The following is a 15015-nucleotide window of genomic DNA, read 5'->3' as shown; positions in this document are numbered from 1 at the left end:
CGCACGAACGGCCGCCCATGACACGCCTCACTCCCGCCCAGGACCTGCTGCGCGAGCACTTCGACGCGCGGATGGCCCGCGTCCGCCGCGTTCGGCCGCCGCAGTCGGCCCACGGCGTGGGCGCGATCGCGGTGCTGCGCGCGTTCGACCCGGTGACCTTCGCCGGCTCGGCGTACGCGTTCGCCCGCGACCTCATCGAGCCACGGGGCGCGCTCTGGTACGCCGCCTTCACCAGAACGATCTTCCTGGCCGGCGACCCCGGCAACCTCCTCGACCGCCACCCCTGCGACCACCTGTCCGCCGACTCCTCCATCGCCTGGTACGCCCCCGCCCCGCTGCCCGCCCGCGAAGGGCTGCGCCGCATGCTGCGGCCCTTCCGCGGCCCGCACGGCCTGGCCTCCCCGCTCCTGCGGGAGGTCCCCCTGGCCGGGGCCGGCGCGGTCGCGCGCCTCGACGTCCCGGTGGCCACGCTGACGGTCGAGGACTACCTGATCCACGTCAACCACCTGATCGCGGAGGCGACCCTGGACGGCCTCCTCACCGGCGCGGGCCGCCTGGTCATCCGCCACCTGCCCCACCACCCGGACCCGGCCACCCCTTACACCCGGGTCCGGGTCTCCCCCGACCCACTCTCCCCCGACCGGTTGCGGGCCTACGCGTACCTGTCCCTCTAGGGATCAGCGCGGGGGCCTGCCGCCCTGAGCCGCCCGCGCGTCGAGGCGAGCGGGACCCGCCGCTCCGGGTCGGCCAGCATCGCCTCGTAGGCCTTGCTGTCTCCGCATATCAGCAGCAAGTACTTCACCTGCCCGATCCTAGGACGTACGGGTCACATGGTCGTCCCGCCGGAGACGTCCAGGCGGTGTCCGGTCATGTACCGGCTGTCGTCCCCGGCCAGGAAGGCCACCGTGTCGGCGACGTCCTGCGGCGTGCCCAGGCGGCCCAGCGGCGACTGCGACGACAGCCAGGCCAGGGCCTCGCCGACCAGGCGTCCCTCGTGCATGTCGGTGTCGATGACCCCGGGGGCCACGGTGTTGACCGTGATCCCGCGCGGCCCGAGCTGCTTGGCCAGCGCGGTGGTCAGCACGTCGAGCGCGGCCTTGGACATGGCGTAGCCGATCGCCCGGGGCATGGCCGCGCCCCGGGTCAGCATCGTGCCGACGGTGATGATCCGGCCGCCGTCCCGCAGCCGGGGCAGCGCGAGCCGGGTGATGAAGAACGGAGCGGTCGTGTTGACCGCGAACAACCGCTCGAAGCCCTCCCTGGTCACCCCGTCGATCTCGGCCTGGTCGCCGAGGATGCCCGCGTTGTTGACCAGGATGTCCAGGCCGTCGGCGTGCTCGTCGAAGGCGGCCCACAGCGCTTCGGCGTCTTCCGGCACGCCCAGCTCGGCGCGCACGGTGAACGCCCGCCCTCCGGCCGCCTCGATGGCCGCGACCGTCTCCTTGGCCGCCGTCTCGTTGCCGCCGTAGTGGACGGCGACCCGGGCGCCCTCGCCGGCGAGCCGGACGGCGACGGCCCGGCCGATTCCCCTGCTGGCTCCGGTCACGAGTGCCGTCTTGCCGGTCAATGTCGTCATCGTCGATCGTGCCTTTCCGTCAGGCGCCGTAGGGAGTGGTGACCTTGGCGTCGCGCAGCACGCGCGCCCACCACGTCAACTGGTCGAGCAGGGTCTTGGCGGCCGTGGCGGGCCCGTGCGGGTCCTTGGGCAGGCCGTCGGGGCCGAAGCAGTCCCATGCGCCGTGGAAGCTCACCGTGTCCCGGGTGGTGACGGCGTGCAGCTCGGCGAAGACCGCGCGCAGGTGTTCCACCGCGCGCAGGCCGCCCGACAGTCCTCCGTAGGACACGAACGCCACCGGCTTGGCGTGGAACTGCGCGTTGTGCCAGTCGATCGCGTTCTTCAACGACGCCGGATAGCTGTGGTTGTACTCCGGGGTCACCACCACGAAGGCGTCGGCCGCCTCCAGCCGCGGCGTCAGATCGCTCAAAGCCGTGAGCACCCCCGCCGGCGGGGACATGGACGGGGCGGCGCCGCCGATCGGCACGTCCGCCAGATCGATCAGGTCGACTTCGAGGTCGGCGCGCCTGGCCGCCTCGCCGGCGAACCAGGTGGCCGCGGTCGGGCCGAACCGGCCGTCGCGGACGCTGCCCACGATGACGGCCAGCCGCAGCGGGCTCTCGGACATGGCGTACTCCTTATTCGCGTACTTCGTACTCGAAATAGGACCATAGCCATTCGAGTACTGTGTACGCAAGTTAAGGAGGGGCAGCGGGATGTCCGACGAGGAACTGGTCAGCATCTGGATGCGACCCGAGCGCCTGGAGCGCTCGGGGCCCGGACGGCGGCCCGGCTACAGCCGCGAGCAGATCACCCGGGCGGCCGTCCGGATCGCCGACGCCGAAGGGGTGGAGGCCGCGACGATGCGCCGGATCGGGGGCGAGCTGGGCACCGGCGCCATGTCCCTCTACCGCTACGTGCCCAAACGCGATGACCTGTTCGACCTCATGATCGACCTGGCGATGAGCGAGCTCGATCTCCCCGTCAAACCGTCCGGTGACTGGCGCGATGACCTCTCCCTGGTCGCCCACCGGACCCGGGCGGCCGGGCTGCGCCACCCCTGGCTGACCCCGCTGCTCAACAGCCGCCCGACCCTGGGCCCGAACCTGCTGCGCGCGCACGAGTTCGCCCTGGGCGCGCTCGACGGGCTCGGCCTCGACATCGACGAGATGACCGGCTTCGTCAGCATGGTGAACGACTACGTCCACAGCGCGATCCGCCGCGAGATCGCCTGGCTGGAGGAGGCCCGCCGTACCGGCATGGACCCGGAGCGCTGGAAACGCGACTATGCCGGGCCGTACGTGCGGCAGGTCGTCGAGTCGGGCGCCTATCCCCTGTTCAGCCGGTCCGTACGGGAATCCAGGACCGCCCACCTGGCCCCCGCCGAGCGCTTCCGGCACGGGCTGGACCGCGTGCTCGACGGGATCGGCGCGCAGATCGCTCCGGGCATCCCCCGATGATCAGGATGCGGCGTCGGCGTAGCGGCGGGCCAGGCGCGCGAAGACCTGCTTGAGCTCGTCCGGGCCGACGACCTCGATGTCGGCGTCGAACACGCCGATGGCGGCGGCCAGGCCGGGCCATGACCACGAGCCCAGGATGAGCCGGCAGCGGTCCGGGCCTAGCGCCTCGACGACTCCGTCGCGGGTGTAGCGGGACACGGCGGCGGCGGGCAGGTCGATGATCACCTCGCCGCGGCAGGACCAGGCGCCGGTCCCGTCGGAGCCCCGGAACTTGCTGATCACGAAGGCGGCCACGTCGCCTCCGGGCAGCTCGCGCGGGGTGAAGCGGGGCCCCGTGGGGGTGCGCGGGATGATCCGATCGGCGCGGAAGATCCGCCAGTCCTCCCGGTCGAGGTCCCAGGCGATGAGGTACCAGCGCCCGCCCCAGGTGACGAGGTGATGGGGCTGCGCCCGGCGGGGCGGGCGCGGCGCCCCGTCGTCGTCCGCCCCCGGCGGATAGTCGAAGCGCAGCACCTCGCGGGCGTGGACGGCGGCGCTGAGCGCCATGAGCACGCCGGCGTCGGCGTTCGGGCCCTGCCGGGTCACCGGCCGCCCGACGGCGGTGACCTGGAGGGTGTCGATCCGGCGGCGCAGCCGGGCGGGCATGACCTGCCGGACGGTGTTCAGCGCGCGGGCCGCCGCCTCCTCGATGCCGGCGCCGGCGGTGGCGGCGAGCTGGAGCGCGATGGCCAGCGCGACGGCCTGCTCGTCGTCGAACAGCAGCGGGGGCAGCTCCGTGCCGGCTTCGAGCCGGTATCCGCCGTCGGGCCCTTTGAAGGCCACGATGGGATAGCCCAGCTCGCGCAGGCGGTCGACGTCACGGCGGACGGTGCGCGGGCTGACGTCCAGCCGCTCGGCCAGCAGCGCCCCCGGCCAGTCGCGGCGGGCCTGGAGCAGCGAGAGCAGCGCCAGCAGTCGCGCTGAAGTCTTCGGCACGATTCCCATGATGCCCTGAGAAGCGGCCACTACCTGGCCGCTTCCCCTGCGACTGTTTCCACGTGCCAGTCAACGACGACAACAAGAAGGGCCCGAACGCCATGACCGCCTCACCCGCAACCCTCGACGCCGAGCGGGCCGACCTGCTCGCCATGATCGCGACCGCGCGATCCGCCCTGACCAGGACCGTTCAGGGGCTCGGCGACGAGCAGCTCGGCGAGCGCCCGACGGTCAGCGCGCTGTGCCTGGGCGGGCTGATCAAGCACGTCGCGTCCATGGAGGAATCGTGGCTGCGCTTCGCGCTGGAGGGCCCCTCGGCGATGCGCCACGACCTGCCCGACGGTGTCACCTGGGCCGACATCATGGCCGGCACCGCCCGCGAGTTCCCGCAGTGGATGATCGACCACGACAACGAGTTCCGCATGCTGCCCGGCGACACCTCGGCCGGGATCCTCGCGCGTTACGAGCAGGTCGCCGCCCGCAGCGCGGAGATCGTCGCCGCCGTCCCCGACCTGTCGGCGACGCACCCGCTGCCGACGGCGCCCTGGCACGAGCCGGGAGGGGTGCTCAGCGTGCGCGCGGTGCTGATGCACGTCATCGCCGAGACCTCCCAGCACGCCGGGCACGCCGACATCCTGCGCGAGGCGCTCGACGGGCAGAAATCCAGCTGAGTCAGCCCGATCCGCGCGCGAGCAGGTCGCGCAGGACATAGGGCATGATCCCGCCGTGCCGGTAGTAGTCGACCTCGCGCGGTGTGTCGAGGCGGAGCCGGACCTGGAAGGTGATGGCGTCGGCGGTGACGGTCAGGGCCTGTGGGAGGTCCGGTCCGTCGAGCGCGGTGAGGCCGGTGACGCCGATGACCTCCCGGCCGGTGAGGCCGAGCTCGTCCGGGCCCTGGCCGGGGAGGAACTGCAGCGGCAGGACGCCCATGCCGACCAGGTTCGAGCGGTGGATGCGCTCGAACGACCTGGCGATGACGGCCCGCACGCCGAGCAGCGCGGGGCCTTTGGCGGCCCAGTCGCGGGAGGATCCGGCGCCGTACCCCTCCCCCGCCAGCACCACGACCGGCACCCCGGCCTCCTGGTAGGCGCGGGCGGCCCCGTACACGGTGGTGATCGTGGCGCCGTCCAGGAAGTCGCAGGTGAAGCCGCCCTCGGTGCCGGGGGCGAGCTGGTTGCGCAGGCGCACGTTGGCGAAGGCGCCGCGCATCATGACCTCGTGGTTGCCGCGGCGGGAGGCGTAGGTGTTGAGCTGGTGGCGCGGCACGCCGAGGTCGGCGAGGTAGCGGCCGGCGGGGCTGGACGGGAGGATGGCCCCGGCCGGCGAGATGTGGTCGGTCGTGATGAAGTCGCCCAGCTTGGCCAGGACGCGGGCGCCGGTGAGGTCGGTGACGGGCCGCGGCTCGGGCGACATGCCGTCGAGGTAGGGGGCGCGGCGCACGTAGGTGGAGTCGGGGTCCCAGGGGTAGGTGGCGGAGCGGGAGACGTCCAGGGCCTGCCAGCGCCGGTCGCCGTCGAGGACGTCGGCGTAGGCGTGGGCGAACATCTCCGGCCTGATCACCCGCTCGATGACCTCGCCCACCTCCTCCGGGGCGGGCCACAGGTCACGCAGGTGTACGGGACGGCCGTCGGGGTCGGTGCCGAGAGGCTCGGTGGTGAGGTCGAGGTCCATGGTGCCGGCGATGGCGTAGGCGACGACGAGCGGCGGCGAGGCGAGGTAGTTGGAGCGGACCTCCGGCTGGATGCGGCCCTCGAAGTTGCGGTTGCCGGACAGGACCGCGGCGACGTCGAGATCGTGCTCGGCCACGGCCTCGGACACCTCTTCGACCAGCGGGCCGGAGGCACCGATGCAGGTCATGCAGCCGAACCCGGCCAGCGTGAAGCCGAGCCGCTCCAGGTACGGGGTCAGGCCCGCCTCGCCGTAGTAGTCCATGACGACGCGCGAGCCGGGCGACAGGGTGGTCTTCACCCACGGCTTGGCGCGCAGCCCGCGCTCGGCGGCCTTCTTGGCCAGCAGCCCGGCGGCCACCATGACCGACGGGTTGGAGGTGTTGGTGCAGGAGGTGATCGCGGCGATGGCGACGGTCCCGTGCGTGATCTCCCGGTCCGCCGCGACGGGCGGCCGTTCCTGGGCGCGGAAGGCGGACTTGACCCCCTCCAGGGGAATGCGGTCCTGGGGGCGGCGCGGGCCGGCGACGGACGGCACGACGGTGGCCAGGTCGAGATCGAGCTCGGCGGTGTAGGCGGGCGGCGCGTCGGGGTCGTGCCACAGGCCCTGCGCCTTGGCGTACGCCTCGACGAGGTCGGCGTGGTCGCTGTCGCGGCCGGTGAAGCGCAGGTAGCGGATGGTCTCGGCGTCGATGGGGAACAGCGCGGCGGTGGAGCCGAACTCGGGGCTCATGTTGGAGATCGTCACCCGGTCGGTCACCGGCAGCGGGGTGACCCCCGGCCCGTGGAACTCGACGATCTTGCCGACCACGCCGTGCTCGCGCAGCAGCTCGGTGAGGGTCAGCACGAGGTCGGTCGCGGTGGCGGCGACCGGCAGCCCGCCGTGCAGGCGCACGCCCACCACGTCGGGCACGAGGATGGACACCGACTGGCCCAGCATGGCGGCCTCGGCCTCGATGCCGCCGATGCCCCAGCCGAGCGTGCCGAGGCCGTTGACCATGGTGGTGTGCGAGTCGGTGCCCAGGCACAGGTCCGGGTACGCCTCGTCGTCGCGGGTCATGACCACCCGGGCCAGGTATTCCACGTTGATCTGGTGCATGATGCCCTTGCCCGGCGGCACCACGGTGAACTCCCGCAGCGACGCCTGGCCCCAGCGCAGGAAGCGGTAGCGCTCGGCGTTGCGCTCGTACTCCCGGTCGGCGTTGCGGGCCAGGGCGTCGGGGCGGCCGAAGACGTCGGCGATGATGGAGTGGTCGACGACCAGCTCGGCGGGGATGGCCGGGTTGACCCGGTCGGGGTCGCCGCCGAGTGCTGCCATGGCGTCCCGCATGGAGGCCAGGTCGGCCAGCACCGGCACGCCGTTGGTGTCGTGCAGGAACACCCGGGCGGGATGCAGGTCCACGGCGGCGGTCCGGTCGGCGCGTGGCCGCCATCCGGTCAGCGCGCGCACCTGCTCGTCGGGCGCGGCGTGCCGGAGCAGGTTCTCCAGCATGATGCGCAGGCTGTACGGCAGGCGCGCGGGCGCGTCGACGCGGTGGATGCGGTGGCGGCGGGTGCCCACCGCCAGGTAGTCGGTCACGTGGCCTGCCCTTGGAGCGAGACGGGATGGCAGAAGGTGTTGAGGTGCTCGATCACGCACGCCTCGGCCACCTGCCGCCAGGCGGCGTAGTGCGGCGCGGCGCGGTGTTCGGTGAAGAAGGCGGCCTCGTCCCGGTAGATCTCGTACAGGATGAACCGGTGCGGGTCGTCGTCGCCGCGCAGCACGTCGAAGCGGAGGCAGCCGGGCTCACCTCGGGTGGCGTCGGCGTTGGCCCTGATGCCGTCGAGGAACGCGTCCAGGTGGCCGGGCCGCACCTGTAGCTGGACGATCACGACGAACATGCGCTCATCCAGGCGGGTTGCGGGATCGCGCACGCCTTGGCGAGCCCGCGCAGGCCGCTCAGCGTCCGGTCGGGCAGGCGCACGCCGGTCAGGGCGGCTTCGGCGGCGTTGCGGTCCTCGATCTCGCCGGGGTAGAAGATCTCGCCGAAGCCGGGCGCGAGCGGCACGGCCTTGGTGCGGTCGATGAGGTCGTCGAGGCGGCGGGCGTAGTCGGCGGGGTCGGCCACGGCGTCCACGCGCAGCGCGAGCAGCAGGTGGCCGCAGCCGCTGCGGCGGTCGGGGACGTAGGGGCCGGCCACGTCGGTGGCGTAGGAGCTGCCGGTCAGCACGCCCGACAGCACGTCCATCATGAACGAGATGCCGTACCCCTTGTGCCCGGCCATGGGCAGGATGAGCCCGTCGATGGCCTGGACGGGGTCGGTGGTGGGGACGCCGTCGGCCGTCTGGGCCCAGCCTTCGGGGATGGCCTGCCCGCGTTCCAGGGCGGCGTAGATCTTGCCGCGGGCGACCGTGGTGTTGGCGATGTCCAGCACGACCGGGCCGCGCCGGCCGCCGGGTACCGCGATGGACCACGGGTTGGCGCCCACGCTCTTGTCCCGCCCGCCCCAGGGGGCCATGGCGGGGCTGCCGTTGGTGGTCAGCAGGGCGACGCAGCCCTCGGCGGCGATCATGCGGGTGAAGTAGGCGGCGGTGCCGAAATGGTTGCTGTCGCGCACCGCGACCAGGCCGACGCCGTGCTCGCCGGCGCGGCGTACGGCCTCGCGGGCCGCGTACGCGGTGACGACCTGGCCGATGCCGTCGCGGCCGTCGAGGACGGCGACCGCGCCGCCGTCGAGCACGGTGGCCACGTCGGTGACCGCGCGCATGACTCCGGAGCGCAGGCGGTCGGCGTACCACTCCAGGCGCAGCAGGCCGTGCGAGGGATGCCCCCACGCGTCGGCCGTGACCAGGCTGTCGGCCACCAGCCGCGCGTCCGGCTCGGGGACGCCGAGCGAGGTCAGCACCTCGATCCCGAAGGAGATCAGCTCGGAGGCAGGGATCACGACAGGCTCCTGACCTGGTCGGCGGTGAGAGGCCGGGTGGGGCGGTCGCGCAGCAGCAGCCACAGCCGCGCCGTCTCCTCCAGTTCCTCGATGACGTCCGCGGCGGCGGCGAGGTCGGCGCCGGCGGCGATGGGGCCGTGGTTGGCCAGCAGCAGGGCGTGCGCGGTGCGGGCGGCCCGTTCGGCGATCGGCCCCAGCGCCGGGTCGCCGGGCGCGTGGTAGGGCAGCAGCGGCAGCCGCCCGACCCGCATCACGTAGTACGCGGTCAGCGGCGGCAGCGCGTCCTCCGGGTCGAGGCCGTCGTGGCAGGACACGGCGACGGAGTACGTGCTGTGCAGGTGGACGACCGCCCCGTCGCCCGGGCGGGCACGGTAGAGCGCGGCGTGCAGGAACGCCTCCTTCGACGGGCGCGGCCCGTCCAGGTGCTCGCCCGCCAGGCTGACCAGCGACAGGTCGTCGGGTGAGACGTCGCCGAGCGAGCCGCCGGTCGGGGTGATGAGGAAGGCGTCGCCGGTGCGCGCGCTGATGTTGCCGGTGCGGCCGTGCGTCAGCCGCCGGTGGAACAGGGACGCGCCCAGCTCGGCGATCTGTACGGAGATGTCGGTCATGATGCTTCCAGAGCTGTGACGAGCAGGTCGGGCCGGCCGAAGTTGCCGGATTTGAGCAGCAGGGCCAGGCTCGGGTGGCCGGTGGTGAGCAGCCAGGGGACGCCCCGGTCGGCTTCGGCGCCCACGACCGCCCCGGTCACCCCGAGGGCGTTGACCACAGCGCCGGAGGTCTCGCCGCCGGCGACGACGATGCGCCGGGCGCCGAGCTGGGCGGCGCGGGCGGCGACGGCCGCCAGCGCCTGCTCCAGCAGCTCGGCCGAGCCGGGCGAGCGCTCCTCAGGGGGCGCGGAGGAGTAGACCATGACGCGGTCCTCCGCCGCGAGGCGGTCCTCCAGCCAGCCGAGGGCCTCCTCGACCAGCCCGTCCTGCTCGGGACGCAGCCGGTAGGAGGGCATGCGCCGGCGGGCCAGGGCCACCTGCTCCAGCGTGGCGGCCGAGCAGCTGCCCGCGAGCACCACCCCCGGCCCCTGCGGGAGGGCGGGCACGGCCGGGCCGCCCGGCTCCCGCCCGGCACTCGCCAGGGCGCCCGCCGCCCCGGCCAGGCCCGCCGCGCCGGTGATGACGGGCAGGTCCGCGGTGGCGCGGGCGATGACGTCGAGGTCGCCGTCGTCGAGGGCGTCGGTGACCGCGTACCGGACGTCCTGGGCGCGCAGCGTGTCGAGCGCCGCGCGTACCGCCTCGGCGCCGGACCGGACCGTCCGGTGCGCGACCAGCGCGACGCGGTGCGGGGTCTGCCGGCCCAGGACGCGGACGAGGTCGGGGTCGGTCATCGGGGTGAGCGGGTGGTGGCGCATCGGCGACTCCGACAGCAGCCGGTCGCCGACGAACAGGTGCCCCTGGTAGACGGTGCGGCCGTGCTCGGGAGCGGCCGGGCACACCACGGTCAGCGGGGCCCCGCTCGCCTGGGTCAGCGCGTCGGCGACCGGGCCGATGTTGCCCTCGTCGGTGGAGTCGAAGGTGGAGCAGTACTTGAAGTACAGGCGCCGGACCCCTTGTCCGTGCAGCCATTGCCGCACGGCGAGCGAGGCGGCGACCGCCTCCCCCGCCGGGATCGAGCGGGTCTTGAGCGCGACCACGACGGCGTCGGTGTCCGGGAGCACCGTCGCGGGCCCGGGGGCGCCGAAGATCAGCACCGTACGCAGGCCCGAGCGCCGCAGGGCGGCGGCGACGTCGGTGCCGCCGGTGTAGTCGTCGGCCACGCACCCCAGCACCGGGCTCATGCCAGCGCCCCGCGCAGCGCCCGGGCCGCCGCCAGCGGCGGGCTCAGCACGGGCAGGCCGAGCCGGCCGGCCAGCTCGGCGTGCACCGGGCTGATCGAGTACTGCCCGAGCAGGACCAGCTCGACGCCGTCGAGGGCGGGCGCGGCGGCCCGCGCGAGCACGTCCGTCAGGTCCGGCCAGTCGCGGGCGGCGGCGGCCGCGGCGGCTCCCTGCGCCGCGATCGCCCGCACCTCGACGCCGTCCGCCACCTCCTTGAGCCGCCGTGCCGAGTCGGCCGCCGCGGAATCGAGCGAGCCGAGCACGAGCACGGCGCCGGGCCGCCGGCCGGCGACCTCGGCGAACGCGGCCTCGTCCGAGCCCGTCACCGGCACCTCGTGCAGCCGCCGCGCGAGCGCCGCCGCCGGCCCGTACATCGAGCAGGACAGCAGCACCGCGTCGGCGCCGCCGCGGACCGCGTAGTCGACGAGGGCGAGCATGCGGCGCGCCAGCGCGGGTGTCAGCCCGCCGGCCGCGTCGGCCTCGGTGACGAGCCGGTCGTCCATGAGGTGCCAGGGCGTGGCCTCGGGAAACCCTTCGGCGAGCCCGTCGGCGGCGGGCTGGACGGAGGCGGGGGTGGCGTTGACGACGGCGACCGTCGGGCTCATCGCTTCACCGCGGCGGCGACGGCCTCGGCGAAGGCCCTGGTGCCCGCCGTGCCGCCCATGTCGCGGGTACGGGTGCCGGCCCGGACGGTGTCGGCGACCGCCGTCTCGATCAGGGCGGCGGCCTGGGCCAGGGCCGGGTCCTGGTGGCGGGCGCCGAGCCAGTCGAGCAGCATGGCGCTGGACAGGATCATCGCGATGGGGTTGGCGACGTCCTGGCCGGCGATGTCGGGGGCGGAGCCGTGCGCGGCCTGGGCCATGGCGCGCTCGTGGGAGGCGTTGATGGACGGGGCGATGCCGAGCGATCCGGCGATCTCGCCGGCCAGGTCGGACAGGATGTCGCCGAACATGTTCTCGGTGACGATCACGTCGAACTCGTCCGCCCGCCGCACCAGGTGCACGGTCATCGCGTCGATGTGGAAGTCGTCCACGGCCACGCCGGGGTAGCGGGCGGCGACCTCCCGGCAGACGTCGCGGAACATGCCGGTGGTCAGCTTGAGGACGTTGGCCTTGTGGACGATGGTGAGCTTGCCGCGCCTGCGGGTGGCCAGCTCGAACGCCTCGACGGCGATCCGCTCGACGGCGGGCCGGGTGATGATGCCCATGGCGATGGCCACGTCCGGGCTGGGCATGAACTCGCCGGTTCCCTTGTAGGTGCTGCGGTCGGCGTAGAAGCCCTGGGTGTTCTCCCGGACGATGACCAGGTCGGTGCCGGGGACGACGGCGTCGGCGCCCTCGAACGACTTGGCCGGGCGGATGTTGGCGAACAGGTCGAAGCGCTTGCGGATGGTGCCGCTGGGGTTGAGCTTGGAGCGGTGCGGCTCGGGGTAGGCGGCGCTGTCGTGCGGGCCGAGCAGCCAGGCGTCCAGCTCGGCGAGCGCGGCCAGCGTCGTCTCCGGCGTGGCGTCGCCATGGGTGTCGATGGCGGCGGCGCCGAGCGGCAGCTCGACCCACTCGGCGGGGGCGGCGCCGGCGGCGGCCAGCGCGGCGTCCACGACCAGGACGGACGCGGGGACGATCTCGGGGCCGATGCCGTCGCCTTCGAGTACGCCAAGACGGTAAGAAGTCACGAAATTTACGTCCTTACGAGTGCTTCGGCGTCCTCGGACAGCACGCCGGTGGTCGGGTAGAGCAGGCAGGCGGCGGGCTCGACGACGAGCGTGACCTCGCCGCTCAGCCCGGAGCGGTTGGTCTCGGCCTGGATGACGTGGTCGCCCAGGCGCAGGTCGTACTCGTGGCGGGAGCCGACGTAGGAGCTGGTGAGCACCTCGGCGGTGAGCACGTTCTCACCGGTCTCGCCGGTCTCACCGGGCGGGAGGATCCGCAGCCGTTCGGGCCGGACGGCCACGGTGACCCGGCCTTCGACGGCCTGCGCGGGGACGGCGATGGTCTGGCCGGTGCAGTCCAGCCGCACCTCCGCCGGGCCGGTCATCGTGCCCGTGAGGAAGTTGCAGCGGCCGACGAAGGCGGCCACCTCGGCGGTCGCCGGGGTCTCGTAGATCTCGGTCGGCGTGCCGATCTGGAGCATGTCGCCCCTGGACATCACCGCGATGCGGTCGCTCAGGGCCAGGGCCTCGTCCTGGTCGTGCGTGACGTACACGGTGGTGATGCCGAGCTCGGTCTGCAGCCGCTTGAGCCAGGCGCGGGCCTGGTCGCGGAGCTTGGCGTCGAGGTTGGACAGCGGCTCGTCCAGCAGCAGCACGCCGGGCGAGTAGACCAGGGCGCGGGCGAGGGCGACGCGCTGCTGCTGGCCGCCGGACAGCTGGTGCGGGTAGCGGTCCTTCAGCTCGGCCAGGCCCACCTTGCCGAGCGCCTCGGCGATGAGCGTGTCCTGCTCGCGCCGGTCGACCTTGCGAATCTTGAGCGGCATGGCCAGGTTCTGGGCGACCGTCATGTGCGGCCACAGCGCGTACGACTGGAACACCATCCCGAGGTTGCGCGCCTCGGGCGGCACGAACGTGCCGGCGTCGACGAAGGTCGCCGGGCCGACCGCGATGCTGCCGCCGGTGGGCCGCTCCAGACCGGCGATGCACGCCAGGGTGGTGGACTTGCCGCAGCCGCTGGGGCCGAGCAGGGTGAAGAACTCGCCGTCGGCGATGGTGAAAGTGATGTCGTTCAGGACGGCGTTGTCGCCGAACCGCTTGGACAGGTTGGCGACCTTGACCTCAGGCATCCGTGCCTTCTTTCTTGGGGCGTCCCTTGAGAAGTAGTCCGGCCAGCCCGACGAACGTCGCCGTGATGGCGATCTGCAGGCTGGCCAGCGCGGCCACGGAGCCGGTGTTGCCCTGCACCCACAGTTCGAGCATGGTCGTGCCGATGATGTTGGAGTCCGCCGAGCCCAGGAACACCGCGGGTGAGTACTCCTTGAGCAGCGTCACGAACGTCAGGATCAGCGCCCCGGCGAAGGCCGGCCGCAGCAGCGCGGCCAGGATGCGGGTGAACGTGCGCACCCAGTCGGCGCCGGACACCCGGGCGGCGTTGTCGAGCTCCCGGCCGATCTGCATGATCGACGGCGAGATGGAGCCGAACCCGCTGGGCAGCGCGCGCAGCCCGAAACCGATGATCAGCGCCCACAGCGTGCCCTGGATCAGGCTGCCCAGCCCGAACGGGGCGAAGGCCAGCGCCCAGAACAGGCCGATGCCGACGATGATGCCGGGCATCGCCTGCGGGGCGAGCGCCAGATACTCCACCGCGCGGGCGAAGCGGAAGGTCGAGCGCCTGGCCACCATGACCGCCAGCAGGGACAGCGCGCTGACCAGGACCGCGCCGATCGCGGCGACCAGCAGGCTGTTGACGATGGACTGCACGTACACCGGATAGGTGAAGATCCGCTCGTAGTTGTCCCCGGTGAGGGTCTTGAACGGCGACTGCAGCGGCGTGAACACCTGGGTGAAGGAGCGGAACACCAGCCCGCCGATCGGCACCAGGGCGCCCATCACCACGTAGAAGCCGATGGCGGCCACGCTCACCCACTTCAGCCACCCCAGGTCCAGGGGCCGCGGCCGGGTGGCCTTCCCGCGCACCGAGACGAACCGCTGGGCGTTCTTGAGCAGCTTGGCCTGCAGCGCGACCAGGCTGACCGTGACCAGCAGGATGATCGCCGACGCCGCGCCCAGCACCCCGTAGTCCGGGTTGATGGACTGCAGGCCGTTGCGGTACAGGAACGTGGAGAAGACGTCGATGCCGACCGGCTGGCCGAACAGCAGCGGCACGCTCAGCGTCTCCACCGACATGCTGACCACCAGGATCGAGCTGTAGACGACCGGCGGGCGCAGCAGCGGCAGGATCACCGAGCGCAGGATGCGCAGCGGCCCGGCCCCGCACACCTGGGCGGCGGCCTCCAGCGAGGCGTCGCTCTGCCGCAGCGCGTTGGCGCAGAAGGTGTAGACGATCGGGGCCAGCGCCACGGCCTCGGTCAGCGCCATGCCGGGGATGGAGTACAGGTTCCACGGCAGGAAACCGAGCAGGCGGCGTACCTCCACGCTGACGAACCCGGCCGGGCCGTACATGGTGATCCAGCCGAAGCCGAGGATCAGCGAGGAGATGAAGAACGGCCACTGCATGGCGGCGGCGAACACGCGGCCGCCGGGCAGCTTCGTCCGCACCACGACCACGGCCATCGGCACCGCGATGATCAGACTGAGCAGGGTGGTCAGCCCCGCGAACAGCGCCGTGTTGAGCACGACGCGGCCGAATCCCGCCTCGGTGAACAGCCGCGCGTAGTTGCCGGCGCCCAGCACGCCGCCCGCCTCGTACAGGGGGCGGTCGAGGAAGGACTGGTACAGCGTCGGGACGACCGGCGCCAGCACCAGGACCGCCAGCAGCACCAGCACGGAGTACTGCAGCCAGCTCTCCCGGGCCAGCCCCAGCGGCCTGCGGTAGCGCGGCGGCGGATGGACCGGCGGACGCGGCGGGGACAGGGTGGTCATCGTATTCCTCTCAGCGTTCCTCTCGGCGTCGCTCTC

At 73.1% G+C, this 15015-nt stretch carries 16 protein-coding genes; 3 read left to right on the top strand and 13 right to left on the bottom strand.

What is annotated here, in order from left to right; translation table 11 throughout:
- Nucleotides 1–17: 17 nt before the first annotated feature.
- The gene (locus tag ABZS69_RS16730; RefSeq protein ID WP_355372458.1) at nucleotides 18–674 is read left to right on the top strand and encodes a DUF6182 family protein; all 657 of its coding nucleotides are present in this window, start codon (nucleotides 18–20) and stop codon (nucleotides 672–674) included.
- Here ABZS69_RS16730 and ABZS69_RS16725 read toward each other — a convergent pair.
- Genes ABZS69_RS16725 through ABZS69_RS16715 form a run of 3 tightly spaced genes read right to left on the bottom strand, consistent with a single transcriptional unit; the run spans nucleotide 671 to nucleotide 2183 of the window.
- Nucleotides 671–802, bottom strand: coding sequence for a hypothetical protein (locus ABZS69_RS16725; protein ID WP_355372455.1), 132 nt, complete (start codon nucleotides 800–802; stop codon nucleotides 671–673). The two genes, ABZS69_RS16730 and ABZS69_RS16725, sit on opposite strands and share 4 nt — an antisense overlap.
- A gap of 24 nt (nucleotides 803–826) precedes the next feature.
- Nucleotides 827–1576, bottom strand: a complete 750-nt coding sequence (locus ABZS69_RS16720) for an SDR family oxidoreductase (RefSeq protein ID WP_355372452.1) — start codon at nucleotides 1574–1576, stop codon at nucleotides 827–829.
- Between the two features lie 19 nt (nucleotides 1577–1595).
- On the bottom strand, nucleotides 1596–2183 hold the full coding sequence (locus ABZS69_RS16715; RefSeq protein ID WP_355372449.1) for an NAD(P)H-dependent oxidoreductase: 588 nt from the start codon (nucleotides 2181–2183) through the stop codon (nucleotides 1596–1598).
- 88 nt (nucleotides 2184–2271) lie between these two features.
- Here ABZS69_RS16715 and ABZS69_RS16710 point away from each other — a divergent pair, with 88 nt between their 5' ends.
- Nucleotides 2272–3015, top strand: a complete 744-nt coding sequence (locus ABZS69_RS16710) for a TetR/AcrR family transcriptional regulator (protein ID WP_355372446.1) — start codon at nucleotides 2272–2274, stop codon at nucleotides 3013–3015.
- Here the strand turns inward: ABZS69_RS16710 and ABZS69_RS16705 are convergent, their stop codons facing one another.
- The gene (locus ABZS69_RS16705; RefSeq protein WP_355372443.1) at nucleotides 3016–3990 is read right to left on the bottom strand and encodes a WYL domain-containing protein; all 975 of its coding nucleotides are present in this window, start codon (nucleotides 3988–3990) and stop codon (nucleotides 3016–3018) included.
- 62 nt (nucleotides 3991–4052) lie between these two features.
- Between ABZS69_RS16705 and ABZS69_RS16700 the strand changes: the two genes are divergently transcribed.
- Nucleotides 4053–4661, top strand: a complete 609-nt coding sequence (locus ABZS69_RS16700; protein WP_355372440.1) for a DinB family protein — start codon at nucleotides 4053–4055, stop codon at nucleotides 4659–4661.
- 1 nt (nucleotide 4662) lies between these two features.
- On the opposite strand, the gene acnA is transcribed toward ABZS69_RS16700, so the two are convergent.
- From acnA to ABZS69_RS16655, 9 genes are read right to left on the bottom strand one after another with little or no spacing between them, the layout of a single operon-like run.
- Entirely contained in the window at nucleotides 4663–7218 is a 2556-nt protein-coding gene (acnA, locus tag ABZS69_RS16695) for an aconitate hydratase AcnA (protein WP_355372524.1), read from the bottom strand.
- Nucleotides 7219–7232: 14 nt separating this feature from the next.
- Nucleotides 7233–7538, bottom strand: coding sequence for a putative quinol monooxygenase (locus ABZS69_RS16690; RefSeq protein ID WP_355372437.1), 306 nt, complete (start codon nucleotides 7536–7538; stop codon nucleotides 7233–7235).
- Nucleotides 7526–8581, bottom strand: coding sequence for an Ldh family oxidoreductase (locus tag ABZS69_RS16685; RefSeq protein ID WP_355372434.1), 1056 nt, complete (start codon nucleotides 8579–8581; stop codon nucleotides 7526–7528). Before ABZS69_RS16685 ends, ABZS69_RS16690 begins: the two co-directional genes overlap by 13 nt.
- Nucleotides 8578–9189, bottom strand: coding sequence for a 3-oxo-tetronate 4-phosphate decarboxylase (gene otnC, locus ABZS69_RS16680; RefSeq protein ID WP_355372431.1), 612 nt, complete (start codon nucleotides 9187–9189; stop codon nucleotides 8578–8580). Before otnC ends, ABZS69_RS16685 begins: the two co-directional genes overlap by 4 nt.
- Complete coding sequence (gene otnK / locus ABZS69_RS16675) at nucleotides 9186–10409, bottom strand: 3-oxo-tetronate kinase (RefSeq protein ID WP_355372428.1); 1224 nt, start codon at nucleotides 10407–10409, stop codon at nucleotides 9186–9188. Before otnK ends, otnC begins: the two co-directional genes overlap by 4 nt.
- Nucleotides 10406–11053, bottom strand: a complete 648-nt coding sequence (locus ABZS69_RS16670; RefSeq protein WP_355372425.1) for an aspartate/glutamate racemase family protein — start codon at nucleotides 11051–11053, stop codon at nucleotides 10406–10408. The genes otnK and ABZS69_RS16670 overlap by 4 nt, the downstream gene beginning before the upstream one ends.
- On the bottom strand, nucleotides 11050–12120 hold the full coding sequence (locus ABZS69_RS16665) for an isocitrate/isopropylmalate dehydrogenase family protein (RefSeq protein ID WP_355372423.1): 1071 nt from the start codon (nucleotides 12118–12120) through the stop codon (nucleotides 11050–11052). Before ABZS69_RS16665 ends, ABZS69_RS16670 begins: the two co-directional genes overlap by 4 nt.
- Before the next feature lie 5 nt (nucleotides 12121–12125).
- Nucleotides 12126–13223 (bottom strand): ABC transporter ATP-binding protein, encoded by a 1098-nt coding sequence (locus ABZS69_RS16660; protein ID WP_355372420.1) that lies wholly within the window; start codon nucleotides 13221–13223, stop codon nucleotides 12126–12128.
- Nucleotides 13216–14979, bottom strand: a complete 1764-nt coding sequence (locus tag ABZS69_RS16655) for an iron ABC transporter permease (RefSeq protein WP_355372417.1) — start codon at nucleotides 14977–14979, stop codon at nucleotides 13216–13218. Before ABZS69_RS16655 ends, ABZS69_RS16660 begins: the two co-directional genes overlap by 8 nt.
- Nucleotides 14980–15015: the final 36 nt, after the last annotated feature.

This window comes from Nonomuraea sp. NPDC005650, assembly GCF_040605375.1.
In the GTDB taxonomy this organism is placed as follows: domain Bacteria; phylum Actinomycetota; class Actinomycetes; order Streptosporangiales; family Streptosporangiaceae; genus Nonomuraea.
The sequence above is the reverse complement of the archived record's forward strand: the minus strand, read 5'-3'. Positions and strand labels throughout refer to the sequence as shown.